The organism is Planktothrix sp. FACHB-1365 (assembly GCF_014697575.1).
Taxonomy (GTDB): Bacteria; Cyanobacteriota; Cyanobacteriia; order Cyanobacteriales; family Microcoleaceae; genus Planktothrix.
The window spans coordinates 1-12,558 of the sequence record NZ_JACJSC010000027.1 but is presented as its reverse complement, the minus strand read 5'-3'; the positions used below and the strand labels follow the sequence as shown (position 1 = coordinate 12,558).

12 protein-coding genes are annotated in these 12,558 nt (G+C 38.3%); 3 read left to right on the top strand and 9 right to left on the bottom strand.

What is annotated here, in order from left to right; translation table 11 throughout:
• Window positions 1-222: 222 nt before the first annotated feature.
• The 7 genes from H6G57_RS22385 to psb32 form a co-directional block, all read right to left on the bottom strand.
• Window positions 223-831 carry a DedA family protein gene (locus H6G57_RS22385; RefSeq protein WP_190522639.1) on the bottom strand — a complete coding sequence of 203 codons (609 nt, stop codon included), beginning with the start codon at window positions 829-831 and terminating at the stop codon, window positions 223-225.
• A 123-nt stretch (window positions 832-954) separates the two neighbouring features.
• Window positions 955-2,232, bottom strand: a complete 1,278-nt coding sequence (gene ahcY, locus H6G57_RS22380) for an adenosylhomocysteinase (protein WP_190522637.1) — start codon at window positions 2,230-2,232, stop codon at window positions 955-957.
• A 208-nt stretch (window positions 2,233-2,440) separates the two neighbouring features.
• Entirely contained in the window at window positions 2,441-3,349 is a 909-nt protein-coding gene (gene dcm / locus H6G57_RS22375; protein WP_190522635.1) for a DNA (cytosine-5-)-methyltransferase, read from the bottom strand.
• Window positions 3,350-3,351: 2 nt separating this feature from the next.
• Window positions 3,352-3,957: an SRPBCC family protein gene (locus tag H6G57_RS22370; RefSeq protein WP_190522633.1), complete on the bottom strand. Its 606-nt coding sequence runs from the start codon at window positions 3,955-3,957 to the stop codon at window positions 3,352-3,354.
• 155 nt (window positions 3,958-4,112) lie between these two features.
• Complete coding sequence (locus H6G57_RS22365) at window positions 4,113-4,421, bottom strand: hypothetical protein (RefSeq protein ID WP_190522631.1); 309 nt, start codon at window positions 4,419-4,421, stop codon at window positions 4,113-4,115.
• A 138-nt stretch (window positions 4,422-4,559) separates the two neighbouring features.
• A complete protein-coding gene (gene obgE / locus H6G57_RS22360; protein ID WP_190522630.1) occupies window positions 4,560-5,597 on the bottom strand; it encodes a GTPase ObgE in 1,038 nt (345 codons plus the stop codon).
• 73 nt (window positions 5,598-5,670) lie between these two features.
• Window positions 5,671-6,393, bottom strand: coding sequence for a photosystem II repair protein Psb32 (psb32, locus tag H6G57_RS22355; RefSeq protein WP_190522627.1), 723 nt, complete (start codon window positions 6,391-6,393; stop codon window positions 5,671-5,673).
• Between the two features lie 122 nt (window positions 6,394-6,515).
• Between psb32 and H6G57_RS22350 the strand changes: the two genes are divergently transcribed.
• From H6G57_RS22350 to dcm (H6G57_RS22340), 3 genes are all read left to right on the top strand, one after another.
• Entirely contained in the window at window positions 6,516-8,180 is a 1,665-nt protein-coding gene (locus H6G57_RS22350; protein WP_190522625.1) for an ABC transporter ATP-binding protein, read from the top strand.
• A 3-nt stretch (window positions 8,181-8,183) separates the two neighbouring features.
• Window positions 8,184-9,335: an FAD-dependent oxidoreductase gene (locus H6G57_RS22345; protein WP_190522623.1), complete on the top strand. Its 1,152-nt coding sequence runs from the start codon at window positions 8,184-8,186 to the stop codon at window positions 9,333-9,335.
• A gap of 156 nt (window positions 9,336-9,491) precedes the next feature.
• Entirely contained in the window at window positions 9,492-10,766 is a 1,275-nt protein-coding gene (gene dcm, locus H6G57_RS22340; protein ID WP_190522621.1) for a DNA (cytosine-5-)-methyltransferase, read from the top strand.
• A gap of 181 nt (window positions 10,767-10,947) precedes the next feature.
• On the opposite strand, the gene galE is transcribed toward dcm (H6G57_RS22340), so the two are convergent.
• Window positions 10,948-11,946 (bottom strand): UDP-glucose 4-epimerase GalE, encoded by a 999-nt coding sequence (gene galE / locus H6G57_RS22335; protein WP_190522618.1) that lies wholly within the window; start codon window positions 11,944-11,946, stop codon window positions 10,948-10,950.
• A 32-nt stretch (window positions 11,947-11,978) separates the two neighbouring features.
• The gene (locus H6G57_RS22330; RefSeq protein ID WP_190522616.1) at window positions 11,979-12,359 is read right to left on the bottom strand and encodes a hypothetical protein; all 381 of its coding nucleotides are present in this window, start codon (window positions 12,357-12,359) and stop codon (window positions 11,979-11,981) included.
• Window positions 12,360-12,558 lie beyond the last annotated feature (199 nt).

The window sequence follows — 12,558 nt, the reverse complement described above, 5'->3', positions numbered from 1 at the left end:
CGAGATAAGGGTAAGAAACCCGGTTTCTGGAAACCTACAACTAAGCTGTTAGAAACCGGGTTTCTGTATCAATTTTGATATAATTTCCGAGATAACTGTTAGAAACCCGGTTTCTGGAACCTAAAACTAAGCTGTTAGAAACCGGGTTTCTGTATCAATTTTGATATAATTTCCCAAATAATAGTAAGAAACCCGGTTTCTGGAACCCTTGTTAACGGTCAACTATTCTGCACTTTTTCTCATATTTTTGCGAATCACCCAAAGTCCAAACAAAATGATTAAACTTAATAATACAATCTTAGAAACCGGGCCTAAATATTCATCAACTAACTCATAATGGTCACCTAACAAATAGCCTGCACCTGTTAAGAAACTCACCCAAAGGGCTGTGCCAATGGTAGAATAAATCAGAAAGGGAATTAAGGGCATATCGTTAAGACCCGCAGGTAAGGAAATAATAGTTCTCACCCCAGGAACTAAACGACATAAAAAAACGGCCCTACCGCCATATCGAGTAAACCAATTATTTGCTTTATCGATATCTGCACCCGACACTGTAATCCATTTTCCGTATTTATCTGCTAACTGTCTTAAGCGTTCTTCTCCAACGAATTTACCTGCATAATACCAAGGAAATGCCCCTAATATTGTTCCGATAACTCCCGCTAAAATAGCAGGTAACATTTCCATTTTTCCCTGGGAAACCGTATAACCCGCTAAGGGCATAATTAACTCAGACGGAATGGGGGGAAACAGATTTTCTAAAAACATTAATAAGCCAATTCCCAGATAACCCAGGGAAGCCATTGTATTCGTAATCCATTCAGTCATAATCTTTTTTAAAAGTGTAGTTGCTAAAATTAGAAACCGGGTTTCTGAAGGAAAAAGTTTGATTTCATTCCCTAAATCACTTAGAAACCCGGTTTCTGAGGTGAAATTCACCCTAAACTTAATTTATGTTCCTGATGTCCAAGAATTGATATACTCAATTTGTTCGGTGGTGAGGCTATCAATTTTAATCCCCATTGCCACCAGTTTCAAACGAGCAATTTCTTCATCAACATCCTTGGGAATGGAATGAATACCTGCTTCTAATTCGCCTTTATTTTTGACTAAATATTCACAAGCTAAGGCTTGGTTGGCAAAACTCATATCCATCACCGCACTCGGATGTCCTTCGGCGGCGGCTAAGTTAATTAAACGACCTTCTCCCAACACCACAACGGATTTACCATTGTTGAGTTTATATTCTTGGGTGAAGTTCCGAACTTCTTTAATTTCGGTTGCTTTAGCCGCTAAGGTTTTCAGGTCAATTTCAATATCAAAGTGACCGGAATTACACACCATTGCGCCATCTTTCATGACATCAAAATGTTCGCCGCGAATAACGTGCTTATTGCCTGTAACGGTAATAAAAATATCTCCTAAAGGTGCAGCTTCTTCCATCGGCATAACGCGGAAGCCATCCATCACCGCTTCAATAGCGCGAACCGAGTCAATTTCCGTTACAATCACATTAGCACCTAAACCCCGTGCCCGCAGTGCAGTACCTTTTCCACACCAACCATAACCCGCAACGACAATATTTTTACCCGCTAATAAAATATTCGTGGCGCGGATAATTCCATCTAATGTTGATTGACCTGTACCATAACGGTTATCAAAGAAATGTTTGGTATCAGCATCATTAACGTTCATGGCGGGGAAGGTTAACACGCCATCTCTTAACATCGCTTTTAAACGCACAATTCCCGTTGTGGTTTCTTCCGTTGTGCCAATAATATCTTGAATTTGATCTTGACGTTCTTGAATTAACGTAGCTACAACATCACTACCATCATCAATAATAATATTAGGACGATGATCTAAAGCTTTCTGGACGTGGCGAGTATAGGTTTCGGCGTCTTCCCCTTTAATGGCATAAACCGGAATTTCGTAGTCAACAACTAAACTTGCTGCAACATCATCCTGGGTAGACAGAGGGTTACTGGCAATTAACACCGCATCGGCACCACCCAATTTTAAAGCAATGGCTAAATGGGCGGTTTCTGTTGTCACGTGGCAACAGGCGGCTAACCGCAGACCTGCAAAGGGTTTTTCTTGGGCGAAGCGTTCTTGAATGAGGCGCAGCACAGGCATTTCACGTCCTGCCCATTCAATGCGTTGTTTTCCTTTCGGCGCCAGGGAGGGGTCTTTAATTTCGTAGTTAGTACGGACAGTTGTTGCAGTCATGTAGTTGTTTCCTAGACAGACAAATCGTTTCCAGTTTCAACAGGATGCTGAACTCCAGCACCTTGTTGCTGACGTCCCTATGCAACGCAGGGTTCCTCGTCAGAATTCGCACAATTGTTGCAATTTATTAACCTAAAGCCTAGCGCGAAAGGTGTCATTCGGCCATAGGTGACATCCAGAAACCCGGTTTCTCCCAGAAACCGGGTTTCTATTGATTTAACAAACAATTCAACACAAAAACCACACAAGGAACGGTCACACTATTCCCAATTAACCGACGAGAAGTTGAATAGGAAGCTACCAGTTTAAACTCGTCGGGAAACCCTTGCAAACGTAGCATTTCTCGCTCCGTTAACCGTCGTTGTCCATTCACTAATAAATAATTATAGGATGCTCCGGCTCTTAAAGCACAGGAATAAGGATAAGCACTAATATGACCGGCTTTATTTTCGTGCCAAATTGTCGGTTCAGTATCGATTTTTCCTTGATATTTTACTAAACGACTGTTACGGATTTTTTCAGACGCATAATAAAAGTCTGAAACTTGCGGTTCTAAAATATTGGTTAAGGGTTTCATCGGTATTTTTTGAATATTCCATTGAAAGGTTAACGGTTGACGATAACCCACAATAAAAATCCGTTCTCGTTTTTGGGGTAATCCACAATCTAAAGCATTTAACACTTTATATTCAACAGTATAACCCAATTCTTCTAAAACTTCAATAATAGCTTTTAAGGTTTTTCCTTGGTTATGTCCAACTAACTGTTTAACGTTTTCTAAGATAAAGTAATTAGGTTTTTTAGACGCTAAAATTCGAGCAATGTCAAAAAACAACGTTCCTCTGGTATCTTCAAACCCTTTCAGTTGTCCACAAATACTAAAGGGTTGACAAGGAAACCCCGCCAATAGAATATCATGGTCAGGAATATCCTCTGCTGCAATTTGGGTAATATCTCCGGCGGGTTGTTCCCCAAAATTCATCTGATAGATGTTTTGAGCATCAGCATCAATATCTGAGGAAAATACACACTTGGGATTAATATTTATAGCGGTTAATGCTTGATTAATCGCAATTCTAAATCCACCAATTCCACAAAACAAATCAATATATCTCATTGCTAATTACGACGCTCAGATTCTTTTTTTATCGCCTCTAAAGTATTTTTTAAGCTACTTTCATAAACATTATAAAATAAAGTTCGGCTTGGAGTTGAACCTGGCTCAACATTAACTTGATGCAGAATTCTGACTTGTTTTGCAGAAATGGGTTCAATTTTCCAACTTCCTTGTAACCCTTTCAAATCTCCTTCAACCAGTTTAAAATCAATTTGTTTAGGATAAATTTCAGTAGCAGATATACGCAGTCTTGTGGTTTGATTAAAAACAAAGGCTTGAATTTTATACACCTGTTCAAAGACTTTTTGATTTCCTTGAGACTTTAATAAATGGCTACTAATCACATTCGGTAAAAAATGATAAAAATTATTATAATCTGTTAAGACTTTCCAACTGGTATCCGCCGAACTATTAACAATAATTTGAGCCGTATATTGTCCATTTTTTCCCGTTAAACTTGCCCCTTGAGGTTGACTAGCAATTAAGGGGGAAGGAACCCATTCTGCTAGAGTCAGAGGACTATTAATTAAGGTTAGACTTAAACCTACCGCAGCAACCCATGTTGTTAGAAATTTAGGAGGTTTTTGGAGATCAAGTTTAAAAGACATGGGTGAGTTACTGCGATATAAAATCGCGTTTAGGATAAATGTTAACTCAATAAATTATAACAAATTTCTATTATTTGTACAGTGTCTAGTAGCTTTATGATCCAGAAAGAAATGCACCCTCAACTCAATTCAATTAACTATTAATAGATTTAACTTCAGTATTGACAAACATAGACTAACATCTGTTGAGTTGCATTACTTTGGGGCGAATAAGTGGTATCATATTCTAGGACATACCAAGTATTGTTATTACAATTTGCGGCTGCGTGAAGGGTTTCATTTCCAATGGTATAAATAAATCGCTTTCCTTCTTTTCCAGCATAAATACTATCTGCGTCAACGGAAATGTCTTCTCCAGTATCTGCTTTCCCCATATAAACCCAATTCTCAGCTAAGGCTGGATAGACAGCAGTAAAAATACTCATCATTCCACTAACTAAGATGCTAACTTTCGCTTTATTCATCAGTTTTCCTTTTGGGGTTAGACTGTCTGTATAATAGCTGAACAATAGAGAGAAGTTGGCTAAATTTTATAGAAAATTAACCTTTACATCTTTTAATTCAGCCTTTATTATTGTTAATATATCAAGTTGATAGTCAAGTCAAAATTGACTGACTTGTAACTGATTTTTTTCTGAAGCCGAAAGTTGATCTAACTGTTGCCAAACCTCTTGTAATAAGCTATCTAAACCTATTCCAGCCACCGCAGAAATCATGAAAATAGGGCTTTGATGTAATTGTTGCAATTGAGAAGCCAGGGCTTGAATTTCTTCGCTGTCTACATCCACCGCATCCACTTTATTAAATGCGACAATTTGGGGACGTTCTCCTAATCCTCTGCCATAAGCTTTTAATTCCTCTTGAATGGTATGATAATTTTCAATCGGATTACTATCGGTAATATCAATTAAATGCAATAATACGCGAGTTCGTTCAATATGGCGTAAAAATTCATGCCCTAAACCTGCCCCTAAATGAGCACCTTCAATTAACCCCGGAATATCCGCAAATACTGTTCCGTCTCCGGTGGGTTTTCTCACCACTCCTAAGTTAGGAATTAAGGTGGTAAAGGGATAATCCGCAATTTTGGGACGGGCAGCCGATAACGCCGAAATTAAGGTGGATTTTCCGGCATTGGGTAAACCAATAATTCCAACTTCTGCTAATAATTTTAATTCTAATCTTAACCGTCGGTTTTCTCCTTCTAAACCGGGTAAAGCGTATTCTGGAGCACGATTTCGATTACTTAAAAAGTATTTATTCCCTAACCCTCCTTTTCCTCCGGCTGCCACACAAAGCTGTTGATTTTTTTCAACTAAATCCCCTAACATCTCATCGGTATTGGCATCATAAACAACAGTTCCTAATGGCACTTGAATCAAACGATCTGTTCCATTCGCCCCCGTCATATTTTTAGGGCCGCCTCTGGTTCCATGACCCGCTTGAAATTTATGATTATATTGAAAATCTAACAAGGTTTGTAAATGTTCAACGGCGACTAATATCACTGAACCCCCTTTCCCACCATTGCCACCCGCAGGGCCCCCAGCCGGAACATATTTTTCCCGTCGAAAGGCAACGACTCCATCGCCTCCTTTTCCGCCTTCGACTTCAATTTCAACTTGATCAATAAATTGCATTTTATTTTTATTTAGATGAATTAGATATCGAGCTTAGACTGATAACTGATAACTGATAACTGATAACTGATTATTAGCTGCGATTTCCTTGGAAATAATAATAGGTTGCCATGGGAACAACCGTTGCTACGATTAACAGAACCACAACAATAATTGTAGCACTGGTATCGTTGGTTTCTTCGGCGGATTTAAAGGTACTGTCAACGTTAATATTATCTTCTTCTAGGGGTGCACCCGGATCAGGTTCTCCTGATAATACAGTCGCAATACGATCGCTGGCTGCAATAAACGCTTCATTATATTTATCTCCTTTACGAAGGGGATATTTTAAGGTGTCTTGGGCGACGCTTTCAGCAATTTCATTCGTTAATAAGGATTGGGTTTTTTCTCCAGTTTGAATTGCACTATTATTGTTGATTGTATCCAAAACTAACAAGGTTTGATTGGCAGCCGTTTCTGGAGTCGGAAACCATTTTTTAAACACTTGTTCAGCAAAACTATCAATGGTTTCTCCATAATCTAAACGGTGAACCGTCAAAAACCGAACTTCATAGCCTGTTTTTTTTGCTAAGTCCGATAAGGTATTATTTAAACGTCCTTCCGTACTGCGGCTGAGAACGTCGTCCATTTCCACAACCCAAGTATCACTGGGCGAGGATAACGCCGGAACTTGATAAACCCCTGTTGCTAAAGCTGGAGTTGTCCAAAATCCAACGATAACCGTTAAAAATAGGGAAATCATGAATCCCGGTAATAAGTTTCCCCAATTTAATCTTGTTTTAAGCTGTTGTATCATTGTCAAAATTGATGATATAAGTGCAGGGTTCCCCATATTAATTATACAAGACAATGGTTGTCCGTTGTCCCTTGTGAGTGAACTCTCAACCACCACCAGCCAACACTATCCCCAGTAACCTTATGCCAAATTTGTTTGATGTTGAACAGTTGAGGGTTGCTTATCCCCACTCCCGAACGCCGCAAAGTTGGGCTGTGAATGATGTCTCCTTTTCCCTACAACCGGGAGAACGTCTAGGACTGGTGGGGGAGTCCGGTTGTGGGAAATCCACCATTGGACGGGCGGTGATGCGGTTGTTACCCCACACCAGTCAAATTGAAGGACAAGTGAGATTTGAAGGACAACCCGTGTTTGATATGGATGCAAAACGGTTGCGTCAGTTTCGCGGGGAAGCTGTGGCTTTAGTTTTTCAAGACCCAATGACTCGCCTTGACCCGTTGATGACCATTGGTGATCATTGTTTAGAAACTTTACAAGCCCATCGTCCGCAATTATCCAATTCTCAAGCTAAAAATAAAGCTTTAGAAATATTAGAAGCGGTGAAAATTCCTGCAAATCGTTGGTCACAATATCCCCATGAATTTAGTGGCGGAATGCGTCAACGGGTAGCGATCGCTTTAGCTTTATTATTAGATCCCAAATTAATTGTTGCGGATGAACCGACCACCAGTTTAGATGTCACCGTTTCGGCTCAAATTTTAAAGGAATTAACTCGACTTTGTGAACAACGAGGAACCGCAATTTTATTAATTTCCCATGATTTAGCGATGGTTGGAGAATATTGCCATAAAATTGCTGTCATGTACCAAGGAAAAATGGTAGAAATGGGAGCCTCTCAAACGGTTTTTCAATCTCCCCAACATCCCTACACCCAATCTTTATTAAAATCGGCGTTACATTTACAGGATATTGAAAATAAAGAAGCAAATCCGACTTTAGAAACGCCTGGATCTTCGGGTCAACCTTTATTATCCCTTAAAAATTTACAACAATATTATACCCTAGAATCGAGCTTTTTACAACAACTTTTTTCCAAAGAAAAAAAATCTGTAATTAAAGCTGTTGATGGGATTAATTTAGAATTATATCCAGGGGAAATATTGGGTTTAGTCGGAGAGTCAGGGTGTGGAAAAAGTACCCTCTCCCGAACGATTTTACAACTAATTCGGGCAACAAATGGCAGTGTCGAATTTTTAGGTACTGATTTAACTCAATTATCCCGTGAACAGGTACGAAAATATCGCCGTCAAATGCAAATGGTATTTCAAGATCCCCATGCTTGTTTAAACCCGATGATGACCGTTGGTGAAAGTATTGCTGACCCGCTTTTAATTCATCAATTAGCCACACCAGAGGAGGCTAAAACACAAGTTTTAGCGATGTTAGACCGGGTAGGATTAACACCAATCGAGGAATATTATCAACGCTATCCAGGGGAATTATCCGGCGGACAACAACAACGAGTTGCGATCGCGAGAGCCTTAATGACTCATCCCCAATTATTAATTTGTGATGAACCTGTGAGTATGTTAGATGCTAGTGTTCAAGCTCAAGTTTTAGAATTAATGTTAGAATTAAAACAAGAGTTTAATTTAACCTATTTATTTATTACCCATGATTTATGGGTGGCGAGGTTTTTATGCGATCGCATTGCGGTAATGAATCAAGGTAAAATTGTTGAATTAGGGGCAACAGAAGACCTGTTTACTAATCCTCAACATCCCTACACCCAAACTTTATTATCGGCTGTTCCTTCCCTTTCTAAATTAGAGCAGGAAATCATTTAAAAGATGAAAAAATTAGTCTTAATTGGTGGCGGACATAGCCATGCGATCATCCTGAAAAAATGGGGGATCAATCCTTTATCAGAAGTTGAATTAACCTTAATTACAAATGTTGTAAAAACTCCTTATTCAGGGATGTTACCCGGTTATATTGCCGGGTTTTATACCTTTGATCAATGTCATATTAATTTACCGTCCTTAGCTCAATTTTGCCAAGCCAAAATTTATATTGATCAAGCCATTAATTTAGATTTAGAAAAAAATCTAGTGATTTGTGAAAATCATTCTCCTATTCCCTTTGATCTGGTATCGATTGATATTGGCAGCACCCCCGCAACCTTAACCATTCCCGGCGCAAGAGAACAGACTATTGCGGTTAAACCCATCTCCCAATTTTTGCAATATTGGCAGCAATTAGTTGATGAAATTCAGCAAAATCCTGAACAAAAAATCCGGTTAGCAATTGTTGGAGGAGGTGCGGGAGGAGTAGAATTAGCACTTAATATTCACAGTCATCTCACGCAAATTTATCAACAAGCTAATCAACCCTTAAATCAGTTAGAATTACATCTGATACATCAAGGTGAACGCTTATTATCTGAACGTCACCCGTCCTTAAGTCAAAAAGTAGAAACGATTCTAAAAAATCGGAATATTTATTTACACTTAAACCAAACCGTTGATCAAGTTGAAGCAACTCAAAATTTGATTAAAAGAATTCGCTGTAAATCAGGATTAACCTTAGACTGCGATCGCATTTTTTGGGTAACACAAGCATCAGCATCCCCTTGGTTAAAACAAACCGGACTAACAACAGATAAACGGGGATTTATTCTAGTCAATGATAACTTACAATCTATTTCCCATCCCCAAGTTTTCGCCACCGGAGATATCGCCACAATGGTTAATTATCCCCGACCCAAAGCCGGAGTTTTTGCAGTCCGTCAAGGTCAACCCTTATTAGAAAATTTAAAACGAAGTTTACAAGAAAAACCCCTAAAACCCTTTATCCCTCAACAGGAATTTTTAATTTTAATTGGGACAGGAGATCGAAAAGCACTCGCTTCTAAGGGATGGTTTAATATGGGGCCTAATTCGTTATTTTGGCGATGGAAAGATTATCTGGATCAAAAATTCATGAGACAATTTAGGCTGTAATATTAAAGCTTAAACTGTTTCATGGAATAAAAAATAAATTATAGTAATAATGCTAAGTTACAACAAACTTTATGATATATTAACAGTCACACCAAAGAATATAATAATAAGTTAAAAATAAAGTGAGGTCAACGCCAGAGTGAGCAAATATAAACAATGAAAACCCTTAAATTTATTGATTTATTTGCCGGAATTGGGGGAATCCGACTTGCTTTTGAAACAGCAGCTTCATCATTAGGATTTCAACCTCAATGTTTACTGAGTAGCGAAATTAATCAAGATTCAAGATGGGTTTATCAAGCTAATTTTAAAGAAAACCCTTTAGGTGATATTAGAACAATTGAACAATTACCCGAACATGATGTTTTACTGGCGGGTTTTCCTTGTCAATCTTTTTCTTATGCAGGTAAAAAAGAAGGCTTTGGGGATACGAGAGGAACATTATTTTTTGAGATTATGAGATTAATAGATACCAATAAACCTCAGATTATAATATTAGAGAATGTACGAGGAATTCAGACCAATGATCAAGGTAAAACCATTCAAACGATAGAATATGAAATAAAAAAAAGAGGCTATAGTTTTCAATTATTTTTATTGAATAGCTGCAATTTTGGTTTACCTCAAAATCGATTAAGAGCTTACATCATTGCAGTCTTAGGACAAGCCCCAAAATTCAATATTATCTCTGATACAGGGCCACAGGATTCTCATTCTTATATCCAGCAACTTTCTCTATTTCAACAGCATCAATTTTCTAGCGTCAAAACAATTTTAGAAGATGATCCTGATCCTAAATATGATTGTTCTCCTGTTTTTATTGAACAGTTAAAAAAACATTTGAAAGGTGATTTAGAAAAGCTACATGGAAAAAGATTAATTGATTATCGCGGGGGAAACTCTATACACTCTTGGGAATTGGGTTTAAAAGGAGAATGTAGTCCCCAGGAAATTGAGTTAATGAATCGTTTTATTTTGAAAAGACGGAATAAAGAATTTGGGGAGGAACAAGATGGAAAACTTTTAACGAAAGCTCAAATCGCTACGTTTTTTAATCCTCCTGATTTAGATGATATTCTTCAATCATTAGTCAATAAAAAATATCTTAAAGTTATTAATCATCAATATAAACCTGTTAGTGGTAATTTTTCATTTGAGGTATATAAATTTTTAGATCCTGAATCAATTGCTGTGACTTTGGTAGCCAGTGATGCGAATAAGTTAGGGGTTTACCATAATCATCGTGTTCGTCGGATTACGCCGCGTGAAGCGGCTCGTTTACAAGGTTTTCCCGATCATTTTTGTCTACATTATCATGATGATAAGGCTTATTATCAATTGGGAAATTCTGTTAGTATTAATGTGGTGGAGTTTATTGTTAAGGAAGTTTTGCTAAAGGTATTTGTTGGTGTGATCGCCTCACAAACATAACCTATAATTTTTAACCATTGATAATAACGTGATGATTTGCCTCAAAGGTTTGTAAGGTTTGAGTATCCCTATTGGCTTTAATTTAAAAGGCGTTCTGTAACTTGTTTCAATGTCCATAAACAAAACCTCTTTGAAACGATATGACTGTTCAAAAAAAAGCCCTTAAGGGCTTTCTACAAGATTAACTGTGTCGTTTTTGATGCCAATTCCAAGCGTGGTTGATAATATTTTCAATATCAGGATATTGAGGATTCCACCCTAATATTTTGCGGGCTTTTTCTCCACTTCCAACTAAACTGGGTGGATCTCCAGGACGGCGATCGCATTCAACCGCTTTAATTTCTTTCCCTGTAATTTTTCTCGCAGTTTCAATCACCTCTTTAACGGAAAATCCCTTTCCATTTCCTAAATTAAATACATCTGTTTGTCCCCCTTCTAATAAATATTCTAACCCTAAAATATGGGCAGTTGCTAAATCAGTGACATGAATATAATCCCGAATACAAGTTCCATCCGGTGTGGGATAGTCTGTTCCAAAAATAGAAATAGAGTCTCGTTTTCCTAATGCTACTAATAACGTTAAAGGAATTAAATGGGTTTCAGGATTATGATCTTCTCCTAATAATCCGTCTGGGTCTGCTCCGGCTGCATTAAAATAACGGAATCGCACAGATTTGAAATCATAAGCGACATCAAAATCTGATAAAATCCGTTCTACCATTAATTTAGTAGCCCCATAGGGATTAATCGGGTTTTGGGGATGGTCTTCAGGAATCGGAACAACATCAGGAACCCCATAGGTAGCGCAGGTAGAAGAAAACACAAATTTATTAATTCCAGCGTTTTTCATCGCTTCTAACAGCGTTAAGGTTCCAATCACATTATTGCGATAATATTTATCAGGGTGGGTTACGGATTCTCCGACATAAGCGTAGGCTGAAAAGTGCATAACCGCATCAATTTTTCGGCTGGAAAATAAGTCATCCAGCAACGGACGATCATTGGTATCCCCAATAATTAATTCAGTTTTTAAGACCCTTTCTACTAAATCTTGATGCCCATAAACTAAATTATCGAGAATAATGACATCATAACCCGAACGTTCCAGCGCTAGAACAGTATGGGAACCAATATAACCTGCTCCTCCGGTGACTAAAATAGAGGTTCTCTCTTCAGCCATAAATTTATTCTCCTCTGTTGTCTTCAATGAATTTACTCTTCTAGCTGTTGAACGGAAACATCAACCGCTTGCACATCAATGGTTCCTGGGGGTGTTAACCGACTAAAACGTCCCTCCTCAACTTTTAGCAGTTCTCCACAGTTTGGACATTGACATTGGGTGGCATTCAAAGCGGGAAATTCATGACTACAAACGGGACATTGACCTTGAATGAGATTACGTTTTAACCACCACTGGACACCCCAGATCACCAAAATAGGACTAATGACAATCACGGCAATTAAAATTAGAACACCCTTGACTAACCAGCCTAGACCAATGGAGATCAGAATGCCAATTACAGCTAATGTAATGAGCCAGTTACTCAAACCTGAAAATTTGATTTGTAGAGTTCTGAACCGCTCTTGGTTCACAGCTATCTCCTTAATTATTCAAGCCAGAATACATTTGATGGAAATCTTAAAAGGTTAATGTTAACATCATCTTTATTAGGGGTCGAGGGGGGCTTTACAACCCCCGACTCCCATTCAGAACCGTGCTTGCGACTTTCACCGCACACGGCTCCTAGTCTAATTGTCTGTTATCATCAGAGTATCCATCTTCTTTTGAGTT